Annotated in this window: 23 protein-coding genes, 1 tRNA gene and 1 pseudogene; 1 reads left to right on the top strand and 24 read right to left on the bottom strand. The window is 28.5% G+C overall.

The genetic code is table 4. From position 1 onward, the window contains the following. Nucleotides 1-22 precede the first annotated feature (22 nt). The 15 genes and pseudogenes from MAG_RS03315 to MAG_RS03385 all read right to left on the bottom strand — a co-directional run bounded on the left by MAG_RS03315 (nt 23) and on the right by MAG_RS03385 (nt 15,026). Nucleotides 23-835, bottom strand: coding sequence for an ABC transporter permease subunit (locus MAG_RS03315; RefSeq protein WP_011949807.1), 813 nt, complete (start codon nt 833-835; stop codon nt 23-25). Continuing rightward, nucleotides 825-1,820 carry a sugar ABC transporter permease gene (locus MAG_RS03320; RefSeq protein WP_011949808.1) on the bottom strand — a complete coding sequence of 332 codons (996 nt, stop codon included), beginning with the start codon at nt 1,818-1,820 and terminating at the stop codon, nt 825-827. Before MAG_RS03320 ends, MAG_RS03315 begins: the two co-directional genes overlap by 11 nt. Next, nucleotides 1,792-3,015: pseudogene (locus tag MAG_RS04630) on the bottom strand (ATP-binding cassette domain-containing protein). Before MAG_RS04630 ends, MAG_RS03320 begins: the two are co-directional and overlap by 29 nt. Nucleotides 3,016-3,198: 183 nt before the next feature. Then, a complete protein-coding gene (locus tag MAG_RS03330) occupies nt 3,199-5,949 on the bottom strand; it encodes a C1 family peptidase (protein ID WP_041308783.1) in 2,751 nt (916 codons plus the stop codon). A gap of 109 nt (nt 5,950-6,058) precedes the next feature. Next, complete coding sequence (locus MAG_RS03335; RefSeq protein WP_011949811.1) at nt 6,059-7,066, bottom strand: ZIP family metal transporter; 1,008 nt, start codon at nt 7,064-7,066, stop codon at nt 6,059-6,061. Nucleotides 7,067-7,068: 2 nt separating this feature from the next. Then, nucleotides 7,069-7,806, bottom strand: a complete 738-nt coding sequence (locus tag MAG_RS03340) for a YebC/PmpR family DNA-binding transcriptional regulator (protein ID WP_011949812.1) — start codon at nt 7,804-7,806, stop codon at nt 7,069-7,071. A 2-nt stretch (nt 7,807-7,808) separates the two neighbouring features. Further along, the gene (gene nadE / locus MAG_RS03345; protein WP_011949813.1) at nt 7,809-8,621 is read right to left on the bottom strand and encodes an NAD(+) synthase; all 813 of its coding nucleotides are present in this window, start codon (nt 8,619-8,621) and stop codon (nt 7,809-7,811) included. Nucleotides 8,622-8,735: 114 nt separating this feature from the next. Further along, nucleotides 8,736-9,641 carry an HpyAIV family type II restriction enzyme gene (locus tag MAG_RS03350; protein WP_011949814.1) on the bottom strand — a complete coding sequence of 302 codons (906 nt, stop codon included), beginning with the start codon at nt 9,639-9,641 and terminating at the stop codon, nt 8,736-8,738. 1 nt (nt 9,642) lies between these two features. Beyond that, a complete protein-coding gene (locus MAG_RS03355) occupies nt 9,643-10,560 on the bottom strand; it encodes an alpha/beta fold hydrolase (protein ID WP_232955100.1) in 918 nt (305 codons plus the stop codon). Between the two features lie 37 nt (nt 10,561-10,597). Beyond that, nucleotides 10,598-11,938, bottom strand: coding sequence for a 23S rRNA (uracil(1939)-C(5))-methyltransferase RlmD (gene rlmD, locus MAG_RS03360; RefSeq protein ID WP_011949816.1), 1,341 nt, complete (start codon nt 11,936-11,938; stop codon nt 10,598-10,600). A 43-nt stretch (nt 11,939-11,981) separates the two neighbouring features. After that, a complete protein-coding gene (locus tag MAG_RS03365; protein ID WP_011949817.1) occupies nt 11,982-12,881 on the bottom strand; it encodes an ATP-binding protein in 900 nt (299 codons plus the stop codon). Nucleotides 12,882-12,889: 8 nt separating this feature from the next. Further along, entirely contained in the window at nt 12,890-13,894 is a 1,005-nt protein-coding gene (locus MAG_RS03370) for a DnaD domain protein (RefSeq protein ID WP_011949818.1), read from the bottom strand. A 49-nt stretch (nt 13,895-13,943) separates the two neighbouring features. Continuing rightward, nucleotides 13,944-14,516: a dephospho-CoA kinase gene (gene coaE / locus MAG_RS03375; protein WP_011949819.1), complete on the bottom strand. Its 573-nt coding sequence runs from the start codon at nt 14,514-14,516 to the stop codon at nt 13,944-13,946. A gap of 2 nt (nt 14,517-14,518) precedes the next feature. Further along, on the bottom strand, nt 14,519-14,887 hold the full coding sequence (locus MAG_RS03380; RefSeq protein WP_011949820.1) for a YigZ family protein: 369 nt from the start codon (nt 14,885-14,887) through the stop codon (nt 14,519-14,521). A gap of 63 nt (nt 14,888-14,950) precedes the next feature. Then, a tRNA-His gene (locus MAG_RS03385) sits at nt 14,951-15,026 on the bottom strand. A gap of 151 nt (nt 15,027-15,177) precedes the next feature. On the opposite strand from MAG_RS03385, the gene MAG_RS03390 reads away from it, so the two are divergent. Next, the gene (locus MAG_RS03390; RefSeq protein WP_011949821.1) at nt 15,178-16,308 is read left to right on the top strand and encodes a site-specific DNA-methyltransferase; all 1,131 of its coding nucleotides are present in this window, start codon (nt 15,178-15,180) and stop codon (nt 16,306-16,308) included. 152 nt (nt 16,309-16,460) lie between these two features. On the opposite strand, the gene MAG_RS03395 is transcribed toward MAG_RS03390, so the two are convergent. From MAG_RS03395 to MAG_RS03435, 9 genes are all read right to left on the bottom strand, one after another. After that, nucleotides 16,461-17,723: an MFS transporter gene (locus tag MAG_RS03395; protein ID WP_011949822.1), complete on the bottom strand. Its 1,263-nt coding sequence runs from the start codon at nt 17,721-17,723 to the stop codon at nt 16,461-16,463. Continuing rightward, complete coding sequence (locus MAG_RS03400) at nt 17,705-18,637, bottom strand: zinc-binding metallopeptidase family protein (protein ID WP_041308787.1); 933 nt, start codon at nt 18,635-18,637, stop codon at nt 17,705-17,707. The genes MAG_RS03395 and MAG_RS03400 overlap by 19 nt, the downstream gene beginning before the upstream one ends. Before the next feature lie 173 nt (nt 18,638-18,810). Further along, nucleotides 18,811-19,368 carry a hypothetical protein gene (locus MAG_RS03405; protein ID WP_011949824.1) on the bottom strand — a complete coding sequence of 186 codons (558 nt, stop codon included), beginning with the start codon at nt 19,366-19,368 and terminating at the stop codon, nt 18,811-18,813. 1 nt (nt 19,369) lies between these two features. Next, nucleotides 19,370-19,810: an amino acid--tRNA ligase-related protein gene (locus tag MAG_RS03410; protein ID WP_011949825.1), complete on the bottom strand. Its 441-nt coding sequence runs from the start codon at nt 19,808-19,810 to the stop codon at nt 19,370-19,372. A 271-nt stretch (nt 19,811-20,081) separates the two neighbouring features. After that, nucleotides 20,082-20,702, bottom strand: coding sequence for a ribonuclease HII (locus MAG_RS03415; protein ID WP_011949826.1), 621 nt, complete (start codon nt 20,700-20,702; stop codon nt 20,082-20,084). A 28-nt stretch (nt 20,703-20,730) separates the two neighbouring features. Next, entirely contained in the window at nt 20,731-21,780 is a 1,050-nt protein-coding gene (locus tag MAG_RS03420; protein WP_011949827.1) for an APC family permease, read from the bottom strand. Between the two features lie 46 nt (nt 21,781-21,826). After that, nucleotides 21,827-22,744, bottom strand: coding sequence for an RluA family pseudouridine synthase (locus MAG_RS03425; protein WP_011949828.1), 918 nt, complete (start codon nt 22,742-22,744; stop codon nt 21,827-21,829). Between the two features lie 33 nt (nt 22,745-22,777). Continuing rightward, on the bottom strand, nt 22,778-23,446 hold the full coding sequence (locus MAG_RS03430; RefSeq protein ID WP_011949829.1) for a chromate transporter: 669 nt from the start codon (nt 23,444-23,446) through the stop codon (nt 22,778-22,780). Beyond that, complete coding sequence (locus tag MAG_RS03435; protein WP_011949830.1) at nt 23,446-24,099, bottom strand: chromate transporter; 654 nt, start codon at nt 24,097-24,099, stop codon at nt 23,446-23,448. The genes MAG_RS03430 and MAG_RS03435 overlap by 1 nt, the downstream gene beginning before the upstream one ends. Nucleotide 24,100 lies beyond the last annotated feature (1 nt).

Raw genomic sequence — 24,100 nt, forward strand, 5'->3', positions numbered from 1 at the left:
TAAATTGAAAAAATATTTAAAATTAGTTGAAACGACTAATTTTTTTAGAAAAAATAAAGTAAATTATCAATGGAATAACAATTGAAATAAATGCACCTGCTGCTTGTACATTAAGCAAAGCGGCTTGTCTATCTTGACCTAATGTTAGGTACCAAATAGATATATTAGTATAGTTTGTTGAGAATAAAAACTGTGGTCATAAGTAATCATTTCACACCGAAATAAATGAAAAAACAATTAAAAGCATATAACCCAGTTTCATCTTTGGCAAATATACATAAATTAATTTATCCATTGGTTTTAAATTGTCATTCAACATTGTCTTATTTTTTTTATCACTAATAGATTTAGCTAAGTTAAAAATGTATGTAAAGTTAAAAAATGAAAATATTGCATTAGTCACAAAAGCAATAGGAGTTTCGTCTAAATTGAAAGTTAGCAAAACTGTTTTTAAGCTTAAAAATATTGAAAACTCAGGTATCAAACTAATAACTAGGAAAAAGTACAAAAATACTTTTTGATACTTTGCACTCATTCTAAATAGTCCAGCTATCGCTAGTGAGTAAATTATTAGTCTAATTAATATCAAGATCGTTGCAAATAATAGTGTCCAGCCAAAAGCTCTTAGAAAATTACTCTTAAAAGCAGTTGCAAAATTAACTCAGTTTCACTCTTCAATCACAATAAATGTTCTGTTATTTATTAACGAATTTGTTGACATAAGTGATTGAAGCAATAAATAGTACAAAGGAAAAAGCATAAGCAAGCATAAAAAGCCAATTAAGAAATATTTAATAATTTCTTTAAATATTACTAATAGCATTCTACCTGGCATATTTCTTGCTCCTTGTCTTTGCAATTAATTTACTTATTTTCCTATAAATAGCCTTAATTGTGCTAATGCGCAACAGTTGCAAGATGCACAATAATAAGACTAAATATGAGAAGCTAAAGAAAGCTGAAGCGTATCCTTTTTCATATCTTAATGATGGGTTGTTTGTACCAAATCCAAGGAATTTAATTGTGTAACTAGTTAATGTGTGCGCATAATTAATATCTATATCAAAAGTTGGTTCTAACAATGCTTGAGGTAAAAGAAGTGTTGAGAAAATAAAGTTGGTAAATAAAATTGAAAACAACACTTTTGAAATTTCTGGCATATATACATATCTAAATTTTTGTAAAATAGTCAATTTATCATTTAACATTAACTTTTTATACTTTAAATCAGCTCTGCTAATAGCTGAAGCAAACAAAATTAAGTTAAATGGTAGTGACCTTCATATCTGAAATATAGAGTAATACATCCAAATTGGCAACTTTTTATTTGACGAAGCAATAAAGGTATACTCGCTTTTTCCTAAAATGTAGAAAAACAAATTTTTATTGCCAAAAAACATTGTAAAAGCAATTCCTATTGCAAAGCCTGAAATAAAGAACTGCGAGAACAAAATTGTCAAAAATGCTCTCTGTGTGAATTTAGATATTAAGGAATTCACAACTAGCGCAAAAATTAATGAAAGCACTAATGAGATTCCTGATCCAAAAAACAAGACTAATGTTGAATTTAAAACAGCATTTTTAAAATTTGGATCAGATAAAATGTTGTTATAGTTGTTGAAATTATAGTTATATCTAGTCCTATCATGTATACTAATAGGCGCCTTTAGTGATTTTACAAAGGTGTGTAAAATAGGCACCAAGGTAAAAACTAGTATAAATATTAACAAAGGCAAAAGCATTAATGTTATTTTAGAAACAGTTCATACTTTTTGCTTTTTTGATTCAGAATTATGCATAAACTCTATTTCCTTCATCATCAAAGACTAGTACATCAGTATCACTAAACGTGATATCAACTTTGTCATCAACTTCAATGGTGCTATCTTTTAAAACAATTGTTCAAATATTGTTGTCACTATATTCAATTTGATAATAAGTCTTGTCACCAAAGTTTTTCTTACTTTGAATTGAATATGCACCATCTTTATTTAAGTCAACTTTTAACTTGTTTTGTCTAATATAGTAGCTTTTGCTATCTTTTGTATTAACAAAATTAATTTCTGGAGCCCCAATAAACTTAGCAACAAATAAATTATTTGGGCTGTCATACATTTTGTCACCGCTACTATATTGCTGAACCTTGCCATCTTTTAATAAAATGATTTTATCGCTTAATTTAAGCACATCTTGCTGATCATGTGTAACAACAATAATACTTAAATTAAATTCCTTTTTGATCTTGATTAATCACTCAATTGTTGATTCCTTGATTTTGGCATCAAGGGCTGAAAAAGGTTCATCCATTAGTACCAAATTAGTCTTTTTTATAATGCCTTTGGCAAAAGCTACTCTTTGCTTTTGACCGCCAGATAACTTATCAACTCTTTGGTTTAATAAATGATCTATTTCTAATTTCTTTGCAACATCAGTAATCTCATTTTTAAATAAGTTTCTTAAGTGTAGCTAATTTAGAATTTTGAACTTATTTTTAATATTTTTGTTGCCTAAGCAACTAAATACTAAAGCTAAGTAAGCAATCTTCTTCTTTCAAATTGACTGCTTTTTGCTTGTTAGAATCTGCTTGTAGTCTTCAAATTTTGAAAACATTTTTTTATTGCTTTCAGCACTAGCATCAAGCTTGCTTAAAAGGTTTTCAAAATATTTTAATCTTGCTGAATCTACTCACTTACTATAGTTTTTTGCGTTTAAGTACACATTGTTAAAAACAGTTGTGTCTTCATAAGTTGAGTTTTCTTGCATTATGTAAGCTATTTCGTAAATTACGGGTTTATGCTTAATTTCAATAGATCCTTCATTTGGTTCTAAATATCCTAAAATCAAATTTAATAATGTAGTCTTTCCACTTCCTGAAGGGCCTAGTAAAGAAACAATCTCATTTTCCTGAATTACCAGCTTATCAATATCGACGTTGTACTCCTTCTGTTTTTTATGATATTTAAATTTCAAATCATTGATTTTTATTAATGTATCTTTATTATTTAATGTTTCCATACAAGAATAATTTTACTATCATAATTGACAAAAGTATGTATAAATTAGCGTTATCAGTCACTTTTGAATACTTTTTGTATTTTTTCACTTTTTTAACAGTAAAATGAATTTTAAAAAAAGATTAAGATAAATCCTAACCCTTTATTTTTTTAAAGTTTGCTTGCTAAATAACCAAAATATTGATTAATTGACTTTCTTATTTTTATTCTTCTTAATAAAAATTGCTGATAAAACTAAAGCAACAGTTATTCCAACAGCTGATGCAGTAACTGATGAAGCGATTATGACAGTTGACTTTCTCTTATTACTGTTTTCAACTGGCTTGATATTATAATTTGAAAGATCAATTTCTAAAAGCTCTTTGGAATTATGATTTTTATCATCTTTATACTTAAAATAAACTATTGGACTGCTAGCTGAAAGCAATTGATTAGATGATTTATATTCATTAAAGTTAAGCTTATCAAATGAATACAATACTTCGTCATCAAATTTCAGAATGCTCTTATCTATAATTGAATTTTTAGAAATTACTTTAGGCAAAATTTCTCACTCATATACTAGTTCGTTTTTACCTTCTGCAAATGAGTAATTTTTGTTTTTAATTTTAATTGAACTTTGATATTTGCTACTATCAATGTGTTTTAAATCATTTACCAAAACATCTGTTTTAAAGGAAAATTTGTCCAATCCTAGGTTATGTTCATGGCCATCATATACAAATTTATTTTCAAAATTTTTAGGAGCATCAATTATTAGCTTTTCAACATTTATTGAATGTTCATAGACATATTTTTTACCATTGAACTCATACTCTAATACAATTTTTGAATCGCCATAATTGATATGTTGACTGCTTTGATAATTAACTTTTGTTGGCTTAACAAACTCTATATTGCCGTTGTTTTCAACTGATATATTAACATCTTGTAGATTAATTGTCTCCAAAGCTTTATAAGAACTTTTAAGATTAGAACCAACAATTTTAGCTTCCTTTTTTGTATCAAAAATTGCTTTAACTATTATCGGATTTGCATATGTTTGGTTGTTCCCTTTTTGCCTGTTTCCAATATAGTTAAACTCTAAAACGTTAGTCTTTAAATCTTTAATATGATTATAAGTAACATAATATTTGTTTTTGTAGGTATCAAATGGCAAATCTGACTCAACACCATTTTTATTAATGTAGGTATACTTCAAAAATTCTGAATTATCCTTCTTCAAATTAGGTAAATAATGCTTACTAAGTGCTCCACTTTCTGAAAAAGGAACTTCTGTAACTAAGCTGTCAGTTTTTGCACCATCTAAATCAAAATATAGTTTTGTAAAAGTATATTTAGCTTTTTCATCCAATCTATAAAAACGATATTTTCTTTTTGAAGCTAAGGAGTTGCCAAAAAATGCAGAAACATCAGCCTCAAAACTATCATCCTTATATTTTGCTAAAAAACTATTAACTTTTGAATCTTGTAACTTGTCATCATTGACTTTAAAATAGGTGTTTTCTTCATTTTTACTATTTGTGTAAAGCAATCTATTATTGAAATTAACTTCATTACTTTTACTTGCCAAAATAACTGGTGTATGGTTATTTAAAACATAGCTATTATTAGCATGAAAAACAATGTGCGAATTGTTACTAATTGTTCAGTATGAATTAGCCTGAATAGCTTCAGTACCGTCTAAAACATATATTTGCCTTGTTTGAGAATCACTATGGTGCTCATTGCCATTAATTAAGTTGTAATCATAAATCAACTTAACAGAATAAGTGCCTGATTTTAGTGGTGATTTGCTGTGTAATTTCACACCTTCATTTTTGACGTATTCAATATTAAAATAGGCTGAAACGTCTACTCCATCTTGATATACTTTAGCAAAGATACTATTAAGCTTTGCAACATTTTGATTGATTTTATATTCTATTTTTACGCCTTGTGTAGACTTAAAAATATTTCTGTTTTTGGCAAAAGTATTTTTACTTTTAGTACCATAATTAGCACTGTTGTAATAGTTGCTAAATTCATTTTCATAGTTAGCATTGCTTTCAGAAATTAATATGTTTTTGCCAACATATTTATATCCATTAAAATCATTGATTACTGCGCTTGAATTATAAGGAAGGAAATTTACTCCATCTCTGTTGCTATAGAGATTATCACTATTTAAAATAATTCAAGCTCCTGTACTGCCATCAGTTGCTTTATAATTATCGTCTCATCCGATAATTGAAACAGCATGAGTGTTTTCTCTTCCTGTCCCAACTAGTTCATGCACTTTAATTTTTGAATTAGACTTAGTTGTTACTTCATTATAATATTTGTCATTTGAGACTGTTTTATAGCCTTTTATGGCAACGAACAGCGAGCCATTTTTTACTATATGTTTTTTGATATTTTCATAATCATAGCGATTAAAGTCGACTCTTTCAACTGCTTTTCTAAAATTTTTATGTATATGCTTGTTAAACAAATCTCTTAACTTTTGATGATATATTCCTTTATTTGGAACATAATATAAATCACCAAATTTAAAGTCTGATTCATATGAAATACCATATCTTGAAATAAGCCTGTCATAATCATCAAATCAAGAACCACCACCAACATTATTAGTATCATTAATAGTTATACTAGCTTCCGAAAAATCATACATTTCATTCGTATTTATCATTAAAGCAGTCTCTAGTGATTTTGTTGCACTAAAGTCTCAACACAATCCAGTGTTATATTGGTATTGATTAAACAGAATATAATCATCTCTTAGCGAAAAATAGGCATTTTTATGCTTTTCGTTTGAGGATTCATTATTAGTTGTATTTTGTCTTTTTGCACTTAAGCTTGTGCTTAATGAGAAAACCGAAGCAAAAGGTGCAAAAAACATTATTTTTCCAAGAAAAATGCTGCCTTTTTTATTTCTTGCTAAATTCACCATACACTTATTATACATATAAAACTATAAATAAGCCATATAAATGAAAAACATATCTCCAAGAGATATGCATAAATAAATGTAATCTAGCAAACTTTTTTGGCTCTAAAAACTATATTCCTTGTCCATGTTTATGAAATGCTAGCACAAAGGCGCAGAATATTATTCCAACCATAAACACAAATATTGTTCAGAAAAATAGTTTTTTGTCATGATGAGCGTGATAAAACTCTGGCAAGAACTCTAAGATACTAATAAAAATAAATATGCCTGCAATAAATGATTGCACCATTGCTCTTAATTGTCATATACTGTAAATATGTTTTCCTAAATATCCGCCTAAAAGCATTGCAGGTAAGAAAAGAAATAGACATAAAGTGCTAATGAATAGCGCTTTTGCTCTGCTTCAGCCCATTTCTCTTTGACGGTAGTAAAACAGTACTTGTTCAGGAATTAAATGAAGTATTAATGAAATTAAAAAGGCAACTGATGTTGATGTTATTCCTTTACTTTCAATTCCGATAATAATAAAACCAATTAAAAAGCCTTCAGGAATTCTGTGAAGAAGTAAAAGTAAAATAGCAACTAATTTATAAGCAGGCTTGCTTTGTGCATTGCTTGAGATTTGAATATCATGCGAAGGCGCAATTTCATGCTCATGGTGATCCATATCACTATGATCGTGCCCGATGTCATGCGAGTGCAAAAATAATCTAGCTGATTTATCAGTTGCGATTTTACTATTAATCGACTTTCTTACCAATTGTCTAACTAGTGCTGCAAAGCCTATGCCTATAATTAAGCCACCTACGACAACTAAAATGTTTCAACCATAAATTTTAAAGTCGCTATTTAAAATTGCACTTGCGTTAATTGAACTAATTTCAAGTGACTCTTTCAAAAATCCGAAATTAGCCATTGTAAGGAAAAATCCACACATAAAAGCATACAAAAGCACAGTGCCTTTACTGTTTAATTTTTCCTTAGTAAAAGCAAAAATCAAGTTAACTAAAAAGGGAATAATTGCAATTAAAACAAATACAACTAAAATTGCAATAAAAATTGCTAAAGGTTGATTATAGCCAAGAGATGAATACAAAACATTTCAAAATTTAGTCATTATTATTCTTCAAATTCAATGTTATGAAATACTTCCTGAACATCGTCATCGTCTTCTAATTTAGCAATAAAATCTTGAATTTTTTGAGCTTTTTCACCAGTGAATGTAACTGTTGCATTAGGCAAATAAGTAATTTCACATTGCATAAATTCAGTGATATTTAAATTGCTTTCAATAGCACTCTTGCAAGTTGAAAAATCTTCTACTGAAGTTGTAATAATAAATGATTCATCAGTGGCTTCAATATCTTCAGCACCATTTTCCAAACATACTATAGTTAAGGACTCTTCGTCAACTAAGCTTTTGCTAATTTCCATTATCCCTTTATGATCAAATTGAAATGGTATAGTACCTGTTTTACCTAACTTTGCATTTTGTTTATTAAAGTATGATTGAATATTGCTTGTTGTTCTGTTTACATTATCGCTTAAAGTAATAACTAAAAATGTTGCACCACCACTAATTGTTGCATTGTAAATAATTTCAGTAAAAACTGCTCCATCTTTAGCATTACCTTTTGCTTTATCTAAAGCTCTTTCAATATTAGCTTTAGGCATACTTTTTGCTTTGGCTTTAGAAATTGCTAATCTTAATGCAGGGTTAGAACTAGGATCAGTGCCTCCTGGTCCAGTTGCTGCTACATATATTTCCTTAAACATTTTTTGGAAAATTTTGCCTCTAGCAGCATCATTTGCGCCTTTTTTATGTTTTATTCCTGCTCAGTGTGAATGTCCTGCCATATTTATTCCTTTCTTTTTCTTTTTAAAACTTCATCGATTGAAAGTGGCATACCTGCCTTGTTTCTTTTGTGCATACTATATTTATGCATTCTTTCAATTTTTGCAACAGAATTTGGTCTTATATCAGCTTTATCATCAAGCAAATAGCTATCTAATTCATGATAAGTAAAACCTAATTCATCCTCATCGCTTTGCCCTTCTCACAAGCCTGCCGAAGGCTTTTTATTTATGATGCTCTCAGGCACATTTAAATATTTAGCCATCATTCTAACTTCAGACTTAAGTAATTTTGAAATAGGCAATAAATCAACTCCGCCATCGCCATGTTTGGTGAAATAGCCTATAAAATACTCATCTTGATTATCAGTGCCCATAACTAAATAATTATTTTGTTGTGCATATGCATATAGGGCAATCATTCTTAAACGTGGCTTAATATTACTAATCGAAAGCAAGTTATCTACTTCATTATTTAATGATTTTTTAACTTCATCAAATGATTTGTTTAATAAAACTGTTTTAAATTTTAAATTAATTGTCCTTTCTAGCTTGCTTATGTCCTCAAGATCATGATTCATAGAATCAATTGGCATCACTAAACCCAAAGTATTATTTGGGAAAGCTTTTGCACACAATGATGCAACTAAAGCACTATCAATTCCGCCCGATATGCCAACTACACATCCTTTTGCTTTTGCTCTTTTCACTCTTCTTTTGATTCATGAAACTAAATATTCAGCATAAATCTTTACTTTTTCATTATCAAAAGGAGAATTGAAACTGTTGTCAACTCTTAATCCAATTCTCTTATTCATGATGACCGCCGTTGCAAATATATAAATAATTCTTTATTATTTTACTATATTAATATCTAAGTAAATTTAAGCTTTGTATTATTTAGCAAATAAAAATCTTGCTAATGCAAGAAGTTATTTAGATTGCAGCTTCATAAGTGCTAATTTTAGTCCATCTTCATCGACCATATTTGCTTTTATGTCTCTGAGTTTGAGAGCTTTAAATAGATTCGAATTTTCATCAGCTTCATTAAAAATTGCGCTTCTAATTGCCATATAAACTGGTGTTGGTGAATTTAGCTTTTCTCAAGCAGAATCGCTTAATTCAATTAAAGCTTCTAGTGCTTCAGGATCTTTATCTAAATTAGGAAAATCTAAAAAATCAGTATAGTTTTGCCTCTTGAATTTATCTAAATGCAGCTCTATTTCAATTCATTTTTCATGCAATTCAAAGTCTTTAAATAACTCAAAGCCATACTTAGCGCTTATGTTTATATCTAAATCATCCTCGACCAATGAGCCTGAATTATAGTACTGCTGGTTATTTCTAAACTCTGAATCAACAAATCATAAAATTCCTATTATCTTATAATCAGCAAAACTTTGCTTTGCTAACTCAACATCATTTTTAAATTTGTCTCAAACTTTAATTGCTTCATTAGCAGAAAAAACATCTCTTTTTCTTTGCTTTATGAAGTAATATTTTTTATTTTCTTCATCTTTAAAAGCAAAAGTAAATCTTGCACTCTCAATTATTTGTTCATCAGGATTATCTGCACTAAATTTAGTTACTGAAACACTGTTTTCGGCTATTTCATAGGGTGATTCGGAAAAAATGTTGACTGAACAATTAGATAAAAATTTGTAGTATTTGTTCTCTTGGCTTCTATAAAAAGACTGCTCTAATTTTGTTTTAAAGTTTAAAGGACTTAAAAATGAAATAAATCTATAAGGCGCTTCAGCTAATTTATAAATTAACTTCTTAGCATTATTATTTAGTAAACTGAATTTTAAGTCTTGTTCAAATTGTTCATAATTCATATTATTGTTTTTCCAATTCTATCTCGCCATTTTTATTTAATTGATCTAAGATTTCTTCAACTGCATCTTCATCATCAGCATCATTTGAAACACCAACATTTATTATATTTTTGCTAAATGTAATAAATTTATTAAATGGTCAGTGCACTTTTTTGGATATAACTAACATATTTAAGAAATTACTCATTTGCTTGCCTGCTACTTTTATTGGTGAATGAGTTTCGCCAATTTTCACAGCCGGACAATTTAATTCATTTGCATAATTTATAAAATTATCAGTGCCAATAATTGAATCTTTGTCGCCGATAATAAATATTAATTTTTTAGTCACTTCTCTATATTGCTTATCTAATTTTTCCATAAATGAAGGTTGTAAAATATATTTATCTAGTAGGTTATATCATTTACCTTTTCTACTAAATGAATCAATTAATCTCTTACCTTTTTTGAAAAATTTAGCGCCTCAAACAAACAATTTGCCAAACATTGAAGGTTTGCCAGTCTGTGGCCCGATTACATTATGAAGCAATTTATATGACTTATTTTCTGTCATAGTAGGATTAATAGTTGCTAGCATAAAAACTTTTTCAACTCTTGGATCTTTAGCTAATTCAACAGCAACACCACCAGCCATTGAGTGGGCTAAAATGTGAATGTGTTTTGACTTAATGCCCTTTAAAACAGCCTTGGCCAGCTCAATCCAATCATCTAGAATAATGTCTTCAGGATCAATATCAGGAGCATATTTACTACCAGGAAAGTTAACTGAAACAATATTAAATTTATTGTCGTATTCAAGCAAATTATCAATGAAAGAACTGTTTGAATTCAAGCCATGTAAAAATAAAATAGTTGTGTCATATTTGTTATTTTTAGAATACACAGACATCTTTTGATCCTTAAAATTCACATAATTCATTCTCATAAATATCTCCTTTATTAATCAGTAAAATTGACTAATGATCCTTTCTTATAGTTCTTTTAGCATCTTTTAGCTTAAGTACAGCCACCATCTCAATATGATAAGTTTGACTAAACATATCGCAAGGCCTTAAAAAACTTAATTCATATCCTGCTTTAATTAACTGATCAATGTCTCTGCACATTGTGTGTGGATTACAACTTATATAACCTATTTCTTCAGGCTTTATATCTATTATTTTATTCAAAAATTCACTACTTAGTCCACTTCTTGGCGGATCAACTACTACTGTATCAATCTTTTCATTTATTGAATCGATTGTTTTAATAACGTCACCAGAAATAAATTCAGTATTATAAATGCTATTATCCAACGCATTTTCCTTAGCATTTATAACAGCTTCTTTTACTATTTCTAGTCCATAGACTTTTTTAGCCTTTTGAGCTAAAAATAATGATATTGTGCCAATGCCACAATATGCATCCAAGACCACTTTGCTCTTATCTAAATTTAGATTATCTAATAAAAGCAAATACAGTTTTTCTGTTTGATTCGAATTAATTTGAAAGAAACTATTTCAGTTATATTTAAAGCTAAATTTTCCTATTTTGTCTATTAAATAGGACTTTTCGCTTAAATATGAATAAACAACTTTATCATTAACAATAACCATAATGGTCTCTATATTTTCAAATTCTTTTGCAATATCATTAACAAATTGTTTCGATAAATCAAATGCTTTTGATGCGGTAAAATAAAGCATTATTTTTTTATTTACATAGCTCTCTCTTAAAGTGATGCTGGTCAGCGCATTTTTAACATTTTTAAAACAATCATATTTGTTAATGTTTTTGCTGAGCCAAATTAAAACATTTTCAGCTTCATTAGAAACCAAATCATATGAATCCTGTTCAATTAAATTGTGACTATTTTTTTCGTACAGCCCTATTTTAATGGTATTTTGGACATTTTTAGTAAACAGTAATAATTTGTTTCTATACCTTCATTCATAGTCACTTTTTAATATTGGCAATATGTCAGTGTAGTGAATATTTCTCTTAAATAATTGCTTAACAAAATTCTCTTTAAATTCTAGCTGATTACTATATGAAATATTTGCAAGCGGTGCTGAACCACTTTCCATTAGCTTCTCATTTACAACCTTAATTCTTTTTGTTGACTCATTGTATCTTTTGATAACTTTAGCAAAAGCAAATTTGGAATTTGCTTTTTTGATCAAAATATCAGCTCTCTCGCCAGGTAATAAGTTTTCAACAAAAATAGGATAATCATCAGTTTTAACTGTGCCTAGTCCTTCATAGGAATGATCCACAGCAATTACATTTTTTACAACAGTATTATTTTGAAGCTTCATAATTCAATTTTATTAAATAAAAATCCTTTAATAAGCATATAGCTTAAATTAAAGGATTCGAATCAATGTTATAAGGAGTGAAATGTTGCAAAATTTCATGGATTAATGACTCCACTTTAAAAGAAAAACTAGGGTTTGTTTCAATATGCCTGTAATAGCTAGCTAAATCTTCTGGCTTAAGCAAAGAACATAAAACTGTAAATTTATTGTTGGCATTTCTTTGTTGCAAAATTTCGTAAACAAAATCATATTTGAATCACTCATTATGCTTTTCAAAACCTAAATCATCAATCACGAGCAAGGACACATTTTTGAGCGAGCTTTTTATTTCATTCAATGAAATACTATTTGACATTTTCTTCTTCAAATAATTAAAAAGATCATTGAGCTTTATATAGGCTGACGAAATACCTCTAGAAGCAAAACTGTTGACCATAGCATTAGCAATATAAGTTTTGCCTGTGCCGTTTGATCCATAAATATAGATATTTTGGTTGTTTTCTAAAGGTTTTCATTTTTCAAGTATATTTCTTACATAATTAATTTTAGTTATAAGTTCCTTGCGTCTGCTTGCAGGTATATGAAATTTTGAAAGTTTATAATCAGGATTAGTTTCACTAACTTCAGTTAAAATGATATTTAGCTTTCTTGTTATATTTTTTGCATAATTATTTTTTGCGGCTGATCTTTTTATAACCAGTGCACCATTTTTACGCATAACATTATAAACTCAAGGATATATATCACTATTATCTAGCGATTCTTTAATATTTAAAAACTCAATTAAATTGTCTTTTAACTCGCTATCAGTGATATTTAACTGCTCAATACATTTGACGATTTTAGGATTAGATTTAATTAAATTCATAACCTTAGCTTCAATCTCGTCATAACTTCCATCAACAAGACCTTCAAGGTTGTTAATTCAATCACGATCTTTCATTCATTCTCCTAATCTTCAATTAAGGACTCAGCGCTTTCGTATGCATCTTTATGCATTGTTATTGATTTTAAGTAAGTTGCCTTATACAATTCTTTTTTAGATATAGTGCCTTTATTTTTGAATCCTTGCAAGTTGTCTAAGTGTTTTTCCACTTGTGCAAAAGAAAACATTTTCTTATTTATTAAATCTGTAATGATTTTCTTAACATAAGTATAGTTAATTCTACCATTAACATCATAAGCATAATAAAAAACTAAATTAATACATGAATCACTTAAATTATTATTTTTAGAAAACTTAATTAAATTAACTATGCTTTCAGTTGGAATTTGTCCTGAAACTTGTGAAAAGAAAAATCTTGAATCAGTCTTTAAAATAGCCTCATAAGGATTAGGATACTCAAAAGTGTTTAAATCAAGTTTTTCCTGAATAAACAAATTGATTTCTTTTGTGCTTACATCTGATGAATCTAATTCATATGATAAAGCAGAATCATTTAGTTTATCATCATTTTCCACTGACTGATCCGGTGCAAAAACTTCATCAAACTTTGCTGATGCATCTAATAAGTATTTAGCTTTCGAAAGAAAAATATTTTTCTCTTTGCCCATCAACCTTTCAAAATTTTGCTTGCCCATTGTTTTGATTAATTTATTAGCTAACAGCAAATTTTTTCTAAAACCAGAGCTGTCTAACGGCTTTTCTAAAACAAAAACAGTTTTGCGATTAAACTCGTCTATTAAAGTAGATAAAAGAGCAACTGATTCAAGCATAATTCTAGCCTTATTTAAGGTTTTTATGTCCATATTTAATAAATAAGTCAAGCTTTCAAAATCAAATATGCCATATTCATTAGAATCAATGTGTGTTAGGTCTCTTAAGTACTCATAAAGCAGTATAGATTCACTGCACAAAATAGGCGCATAAAACTTACGCAGATTTTTAAGATCTGTGCTGCTAATTTGCAACGAGTTTTGAATAGTAAAATATGGATATTGTAATGTTTTTAACATACTTAAAACTCCTTGCAAATATTAATAAAAATAATCTTCTAAATGTATTTTAACTATTTGCAAATAGTATTGTCAAAATTAATTCAAATAATGCATCATCACACAAGTTATTGGCAAAGATATTCACAATTGGAATTTGACCAAAAATAGCATTTTTCATCAATTTTGGGGCATTTTTTTCACTTATTGCCATTTTTGTGAGGTTATCCACACCTCGTTTAGTCATATTTTTACCCCTTATTTTCTCTGGAGTTTCGAGGCATAAAATAATATCAAAAAGTTTGCTAAAATCATAATTTTTTCCAATTAATTTTGGTATTTCTACGAAATCAAATTTCCCCATTTTTATGGCTTTATCAACTATTGGAAAAATTGCCTTTTCCAAAAGGTCAATATTATAAGGATTTTGGGAAATTCATGACTTTATTTTTCTTTTAGAAACCCCATTTTCATCACATAAAAAATCACCTATTTGATTCTTTATAGCTTCATAGCCTTCGTTGCCTTTTTGATAGCTTTTTTGGACAAATTCATCGCAATTAAATACTGAAAAACCACGCTCAATGAGCTTTTTGCTAAATGTGGTTTTCCCAACTCCAATTTTCCCAATTATTGCTATCATTTTTAGCCTCTTTTAACTTTAATATATTCATCAATTGCCATATTAGCACACTTATTATAGGCTCTGATTAGTCCTCCACCGCCTAATTTAATTCCACCATAATATCGTATGACAAATACGACAACGTTTTCAAGCTTTTTTAATTCAATAGCTCGAGCAATTGGTCTTCCAGCTGTACCACTTGGTTCGCCGTCATCACTAAATCCTAAATTATGACTTTGAGTACTATAAAATGAGTATGCGTGGCAAATATGCGTGCTTTTTTTATGCTCTTTTCTAAGCATAAGTTCATACTTTTTAACATCTTCTTTTGAACTAATATAAAAAACACAGCCTATAAATTTAGACTTTTTAATTTCATACTCACACATAGCAATATACATATATTAAATTCTACTATATTAAAATATAGGCAAAAAAGGTATAAAAAAAAATGGGGCGGATGAAGGGATTCGAACCCTCGCATGACGGGACCACAACCCGCTGTGTTAACCACTTCACCACATCCGCCATTTTAATTTGTAAAACAATTATAAACTAAAACCTATTTTTATAAAGCTTTTAACATTTAAATTTATTAATAAATATAAAATTAGAATAGTGATTTTATCTTTCAAGATCTGTACTCTATACATTAAATAAAGAAAGCTTGGTAAATAAAATGAATAAGATGACAACTAATGTAATTATTAATGCAGATTGCATTGAAGCTTTGAAAGTGCTTCCTGATAACAGCATAGATTTAATTTTTGCTGATCCACCATATTGAATGAGAACAAGCAAAACCTTATTCAGAGTTGAAGGTACAAAATTTAATGGCGTTGAAGATGAATGAGACAAATTCGATTCTAATGATGATTATGTACAGTTTACTAAAAAATGATTAAGTGAATGTCATAGAGTCTTGAAGCCTAATGGCTCATTTTGAGTTATCGGCGGGATGCAATGCATTTACACAATAGGTGGGCTGATGCAAGATTTAGGATTTTGAATCATAAATGATGTTATATGACATAAAACTAATCCTACGCCAAATTTTAAAGGAACTAGACTCCAAAACAGCCATGAAACTTTAATCTGAGCAACTAAGAATCAAAAGTCAAAATACACGTTTAACTATAAAACAGCCAAAGAATTAAATATTAATGTTGCAGACTATAATAAAGGAAGCCGTAATCAACTAGGTAGTGTTTGGTCAATTTCAGTTGTTAATGGTAGTGAACGCCTAAAGGATAATGAAGGCTTAAAACTCCATAGCACACAAAAGCCTGAAGAACTTCTTTATAAAATAATTAATATTAGCTCAAAAATTAACGATATAGTTCTAGATCCTTTTGCTGGTACTATGACAACCGGCAAAATAGCCAAACAAACAGGCAGAAAATACATAATGATAGAGCAAGATGAAAAATATTGTCATTATGGCGCAAATAGAATAGAAAAAACCAAGGAAAAAATAGGTGATATTGAATTAGCAGTTTTTGACATAAAACCCTTAAAAGTAGGCTTAAAGGACATGATTAATGATAACTTTTTACACCTTGGAGAGCAGTTTTATTTAAAAAACATTAATCACAAAAATGTTTATTTAAATTCTGATGGCAAGTTAACTGACGATAATGGAGAAGTTCACGATATTCACTCAAAAGCTGCATTATTATTGAATAAAAAAGCATCTAGAGTAAATGGATTTGACTACTGGAATGTTATGCGCGATAATAGGATTGTTTCAATTGACGAAATTAGAAATTTATATAGAGAATATTTGTCAAAAAAGCTAACTAAGGAATAATTGTTTGTCCAAAAGTGCTATAAATTAGCCATATAGGCTTTTTTAATAGGAAAAATGATTCTTGCTAACTAAGCAAAATTAAAAGACAGTCAACACGCTGTCTTTTAATATTACAAATTCTCATTAAATAATACTTATGCCTGTTCTATGTTTTACACTTTGCTTCTCTTGTACGTTAAGGATGATGCCAAAATGCCTATAGCACAGGTAAAAACAATTAATGAATAGAACAAGTATGTATACAAATATCCTGCTTTAGTTGATATTAAAGTAAATAACACACTAATCATTGATGATAGTAAAGTTCTAAATACTATAGCTATCCCATTTTGCTTGTGGAAATGATTTTTACTAAAAAGTTCATATGATGTTGAATAATAAATAGGAATAAATAATGAATAAGCAAATTGCTGCAAGGCAATTATAGAAACATATGATATTAAGTTTACTTTTGTTTCTGAATTCATAAAAAATAGTCAAACAAAGTTTAGGGTTCCTAATATCGAAATTAATGTTATAAACAGTGGCTTGCTTTTTTTAATTTTTGACTGAAAAAAGTAAACAATAATAACGCCTAATAGTGAAAAAGTTGTAAAAATTATAGAAAAGTAAAAGCCTCAGTTGTCAATTTTGTATTCAGAGTTTCCAAAACTATTAAAATACTGCGAAAGCCCTGAAGTATTTGGAAATAGGAATATTCCTATAAGAAGCGATCCTGATAAAACAAACATTCATGACTTAGCAAGATTTGACTTTATTTGTCTATTTTCAGTACTGTCTGTCAATTCTGGCTTACTGAATATAGTTGCTTCTTTATTCACTTTTAATGAGTAATACAAAATTCCAGAAACTAAGTAGGTTACCATATTCATTGTTATTAGTCAATAAAAACTTAGATTCTTAAATAAAAAGAACGATAAGATTGTCGAAGCAAAAAAACCTAATGAAGTTGCTAAGGAGTTAGATGCATTAAACTTTTGCATCTGATCATTATTATCAGCAATAAAGTAAATTATGCTTTTTAGAAAAATAAATCTAAATGAATAAATAAAACCTAATATAGTGCTAAAAGTTATTAAAATTATGGATAAAGTCGTCTTCAAGTCTTTGTTACTATCGTCTTTGTTTAATATGATAAATGTTATTAATGGAGGGATTAATATAGCAAAACTTAATAAATCACAAACTAGTAGTATAAACTTGTCATTTTTGACTTTTTTTACTATTTTAGAGCTAAATAAGTAAACTATTATTGATGGAAGCTGAATTAATAGATACAAAAATGTTACAAGTCAAAGGTTGCCAGTGAACTTAAATATAAATATTGATGAGCCTAATTTGAATGCTTCTGATCCAATTAAGGACAATGTCAACGAACCTGTGTATTTCAGATTATTTACTTTAAATTTCGTCATAACAAAACTCCTAGCATTAAAGTGTAATAGATGTTTTTTACAATAACAGTAGAGTTCATTGAATGTATAGAGTTTGCAGGTATAGCAATTGTTATTGCATCAGTATTTCTTATTTCAGTAGCATCTGTTGATCCTGAACCAAAATATAGTTTGTATGGAATTGCATAATCATTGCAAATTTTTGTAACCTTGCTAAGTAATTTTTTATTTACATTTGTAAAAGTATCAGCAACTCTAATTAGTATGTTTTCACTGTCTCAAAAATCAGATTCAGATACTTCAAAATTTATTATGTTTTTGAATTTCTTTAAATACTTTTGAACCTTAATATCACGAACGCCTCTTAATAGTATTTCTTCTTTAGTGCTCAAACATAAATTAATATTAATGTTAAGATTATTTAGTAGGTGATTCAACAATAGCACAGATAATCTATTGTCATTATTACGGGCTGTTATGTCAATTTCAGATACTTTGGTCTTTGTAGCAGGCAGTATTTGAACTAATTCAGAATCTGGGCATTTATCCAAAATATCTAAATTTATTTGTGGCCTATTAATCTTCCTATTCTTTTCCTGTGAATAAATAAGATTATCAATACTATTGCCATTAACTTCAGCAATGAATTCATTATCTAAGTTGTATAAATTAAACATTCCATTTTCTAAGTAAGTAGTGCCTTGAAAAAATGCTTCGTTATTAATCACTAACCCACCAACATCATCAGCATGAGCCAAAAACAAAACATTTCTCTTTTTTATGCAAGATTTTGTCACCAAAAATGCATTATTATTTATATTTGTAATCTTATTTTTTATAAAAACTGATTTTATAAATTTAGCTTCCAAGCCTGGTAGCGATGGATGGGTTCAACCATTTAACAATAAATTTTCAAGGCTTTCGCTATTGATCATCAACTCATTTAAAAAATAATTTTTTTCTTTAAGAATTTTTGATTTTTGATAAATATCTCAAGTTTCTCGAATTCAATATAGTGATTTTTCATTAAAAATTGTGTTATTCTTTGAAAGAAAATCACGTGTGTTAAAAGTATAATCAAGAAAAGTCCTATATTTATAATATTTGTTTATAAAAAAGTATTTCAGCTAGTTGATATCAAGAAGCTTTTTATATTGTGCTTGTCATAGTCAAAATCCAAAATAGTGGGTGAATTTGATGTTATAAAATTCAAATCATTTGCAATTTGCATAATTCTTTTAGTTTTGTCTTTTAAAAAATACTTAGAGCTTGAATACGAAATACTACAAATTAAATGAACTATTGCATACTTGGCTTCAATTGCATATATGTTTTTATAATTCTTATATTGCTTTGTAAACTTTTCTTCCATTGATTCAAATAATATAAATTCAACAGCCATATTATCTATTAATAAAATAACTAGATTGTCATCCCTTTTTATTAATGATGTAATAGATGATGACAATAAATAATTAATAAATTCTAATCTTAAATAGTATGGAGAATCTTGTAAAAAGCAAAAGTCTATATCATTTGGCTTCCTTGCAATAATTTGTTCACTATAAAGCAAATAGCTTCCTTTTAAGACAAGCTTTAGTGGGCTTTTTTTATGTTTGTTAAAAGAGACTAAGTATTGTTCGATGTATTCAATTACTTTAAGCATTTTAAGGAAATATCTCCTTATCTGTTTCTCTTGGAATAAGTTGAGTATTCCTGATATTAGATTCATGAATAAGAAACAATACTAATTTTTCAAGACTTATGCCGAATCTTGCTGTTTTAAGCACGGTTTGGCTTTTTCGATCTAAATATAATTTATAATCATTAATATTATTTTTATGTCCATTAATACCTTCAATGGTTTCATTATAGGTTTTGCATCCTTCTCCAACACCAACAGTTTCACTTATGTCCATAAGTAAATTAGAATTACGACCTATGCCTTTATAACTCTTTTGATGAAAGGGAGCAATAATAGATGGAAAATTGATTAATCATAGAATTGAATTACTAAATTTATGCATCAGGTATTTTTTGCCATTTGAATTTATTGCTTTAGTAAAAGCGCTGCTAAATTTGTCGAAATTTGTTTTGCCTGAATGCATATTTTCTCCACACTTTCATTTAAGTTAAAACTAATTAATTATAAGTGTATTTATTATGCTCTATAGATACTGCAAAAATATGTGGAAAATTAGAAATATGAAAATTCTAGTTTATTTGCAAATAAAATAATATTATTAGTAATAATTTTTCCTAATATTATGTTTTATAGTTCTCATTGACAACAGATGGATATAAAAATCACATATAACAGTATATGTGATGCTCAATCAAATATTTTAGTTTATTAAAAATAATTAATGTGTGGCTTTATTAATTTAACTTCCTTTGTTCATAGATACTAATTGCCTCTCTAACGTTTTTATATGTTAATCTGTGTTCAGGAGAGGCTCCATATTTAATTATTGACTCTGTATGTCTTTTTGTGCAATATCCTTTATGTTTTTCAAATTCATATTCTTTGTATTTATTAGCAATTTTAATCATATATCTGTCTCTAGTTACTTTAGCTAAAATAGAAGCACAAGCAACATTAAAGCTTATAGAATCGCCTTTAACTAGATTAACTTGTTTAATGGCTAATTCGTCAATTTTTTCAAAGTCAGTAATAACTAAGTCTGGCTTAGTATTTAAAGAATCGATACAAATTTTCATGCCATTTTTAGAGCTTTTTTTCGGATTATATTTATCCACATATGAAGAAGGCAAAGTAACAATATGATAATCAATGCAGACCTTTAGAATTTCGTCAAATAGTATATCTCTTTGTTTTGCGCTAAGCTTTTTTGAATCTTTGATATTTTCATTAATATAGCCATTAGGCATTATTACAGATGCTACAACTAACGGCCCCGCACAGCATCCCCTGCCTGCTTCATCAACTCCTGCAATAAGCTTATAATCATTTCAGTTTTTAAGCTCGTAATCTAACATTTTACATCCTTAAAATAAAGAAAATGAACTATCTAAGTTCATCCTTCTTTTCTCTTATGTTATCTTCTGAAATGTCTCTGACTTCTGCTTCAACTATTTCGCCATCAGAACCTGATTTATTGCCTTTTTCGTCATTTTTACTAGATGAATTTTCAGCACGTTTCTTAGCTTCTTGTTGCTCTAAAATATCTAATACTAAGTTAGCCAATGTAGCTTTTTCCATACTTTGGTAGCCTGAAATATATAGTTTTTGAGCTGCTTCATAAAGTTTTTCATTTGGCAAGTCCATAAGCTTTTTATAATTCTTTTCTCTTGCTAACTTAGCTGGATCCACTTCATCATCCTTGTCCATTTTTTCAGGTTTTGAATCAGCTGATTCTTCGCCTTCTTCAGCAGAATAATCACTAGGTTTTGACTCTAGTTGACCACCAAAAGCAGCTTGAATGTTTTCGACTAATTCTTTAAGCTCAGGATTTGCATCAAGTTGTTTTTTAGCTTCTTCATATCTTTGCACATTTATATACGCAATCTTAATAAACATGTATTTTCTAACAAATACAAAATATGCAACTGCTAGAATTATTGTAAATAATATAGTCAATATCATTCTTGTTAAGATATAGTTACTAAATGCAACATCTCCAGAAGAATTTACACCTTTTCCTTGAATAATTGCTGATACAGAATTTCATATATTAACAAATAAAATTATGAAATATATTGTTAGCGGTCAAGAGTAAATTTTTGCAAAGTTTTTTTTCTTATAGCCCTGTAAAACAGATAAAAACATCAAAATAGTAGACACTAAGATTCCAGCAGATGCTACATATTTAAATATTATTCAAAACAAATGCATATTCTTTAAATATTCGGGAGAGAAATTTTTATCAGGGTTTTGATCAAAAAATTCATTAGTGACATTTATGTAAGCAAGGTCAAGCGATGCAGTTACTATAAAATAAAGAATTAATATAATGAATGAAACAAAAGTTGAAATGAAAATAGGACGAAAAGTTTTCTTTTCATGCTTTCATAATCCTTCAAAAGATGCTTCAAATCTGAAGTGGTTATTAAACATATTTCTCCTTAAGGAAAATATTAATAATTAACTAAATAATATATTATTAATCATCATTTTTTAATAATTCGTAATCATATTCAGCAATATCAAATTCTTTAGGTATATCAGAATACACTTCGATTAATTTATTTATAACTGGATGCATAAAACTCAACTTATATGCATGCAATCTTTGATTAAATTCATCAACACTTTTACCATAAATACTATCACCATACACAGGGTGTTTTATATATGCTAAATGCACTCTAATTTGGTGTGTTCTTCCAGTTTCAAGTTCACATTTTACTAAAGAATAAGGCTTATTATCAATGTAAAAACTTTTAAGCATATGTACATATGTCACTGAACTCTTGCCGTCTTTATGTATGCTCATTAGCTTTCTATTTTTTGTATCTCTTTGAATAGGTAAATTAATCTTAGTTGTTTTATTAGGCAATATTCCTTCACAAATAGCTAAATAAGTACGCTTAATTTGGTGATTTTTAAGCATTTTAGCTAGTTCATTGTGAGTTTCATTATCTTTAGCAATAATCAAAAGTCCGCTAGTATCTTTATCAATTCTGTGCACAATTCCTAAGCGCAACAAACCATTTGCATCTGACAAATTGTTTTTAAAATGATACATTAGTGCATTAACTAAAGTGTCATTAAGATGACCAGGTGCTGGATGAACAACTAATCCACTAGGCTTGTTTAAGATTAACAAATACTCATCTTCATACCTAATATCAAGCGGCATATCAACAGCTTCAATATTACTTTCTTTTTCAAGCAATCTTAAAACAGTAATTACCATGCCTTCACGCACCATGTAATTAGGTTTTCTAACAAATTTTCTATCATCTACATAAACAGCTTCTTGTTCAATTAACGCCTTAGCATCATTTCTAGTAATTTCAGAATTATCACTTATATACTTGTCTATTCTTTCTTTGTATTTAACTTCTAATTGAATCATATGTTTTGAATTATAAATTATTAAATAAATAATTTAACTAACTAATCAAGGACAAAATACAAGAAAAGCAAGCACAACATTAATTAAAATAAGTAGAACTACCGGGAATTTCTTTTTGTACATAATTGATGAGAATATGACTGTAAACAAGACATAAATGAATAAAATTGGCATGCCTGTTTTTTCAAAATATTGAGCCTTTATTTTCATATTATCAATCTTGGCATAGTCGCTAATAGATTTATTAAAAATAACTTGTGGGAATGCTATTCCTATTATGAGTTGAATAATTAGCGCGCCAATAATTCCAACAATTACTGGATTCATAATTTTTACTAACCCTTGCAAAAATGGTGACTTATTTTTGCTTGACATTAGCTTCATTGAGAAAAACATTGCTAAAAATGGTACAAGAACAAATGTTAAATAAGTAAAGAATGTAAATATAAAGCCTCATCAGTGGCCATTTGCAACCAAATAGCCTGTGGCAAAGGCTAATTTAGTAGAAAAAACGCCTGGAGTTGCATTACTTATTGTAAATAAGTTTGACACAGTTTGGCTATCAATATTGGTTGCAAAATGCTTATTCAAAAATTCCCAAAGTCAGCTAAATATAGGCATAAAGATCTGTCCGCCACCAAATACTGACAAACTAATAAATATAATGAAAATTATGGTAGTTAGTATCATTAAAAAGGTCATTATTTACCGCCTTTCGAATGATCTTCGCTAGAAAGAATCAAATCACCCTTATGATTTTTCTTGTTTCTAATTATTTTCTTTCTTGAAAAGTAAACAATTGTAAAAATAACCATTATTGTAACCATAATAATAACTGGCATATTATATGGAGCAGGCACAAAAAGTGCATACAAAATAGTTATTAAAAATAGTAAAAATCATAGCCATTGTTTAATGGCTTTTAGTCCTTTTCTAACGTAGTTATAAACAAAAACAATCAATGAACCTATTATTGTCGATAAGACAGCAACTTCAATCACAAAAAGATATTTAAAAGGAATATATTGAGTAAAGTAAAAAATCAAGAAACCAAAAATTACATGAGGCAAGACACCGAAAACAATAACAATTAATGCCTTTCAAAAACCTAAAGTTTTAAAAGCAATATAACTCAAGGCCTCGATAACTGAAGCGCCGGGAAGCACGTTGGTTAAAATAACATTCTCTTCAAACTCTTTTTCGCTCAATCAGCGATATTTATCAACTGAGTATCGTTTAAAAATTGGCAATAAAGCATTACCCCCTCCAAAGCCAATAAACGAAGTGAATATAATGAATCAAAGCACTTTTCAAAATGATGGTTTGACTCTATTTACTAACTCTTCTGTGTGCATA

This window comes from Mycoplasmopsis agalactiae PG2, from assembly GCF_000063605.1.
Taxonomy (GTDB): Bacteria; Bacillota_I; Bacilli_A; order Mycoplasmatales; family Metamycoplasmataceae; genus Mycoplasmopsis; species Mycoplasmopsis agalactiae.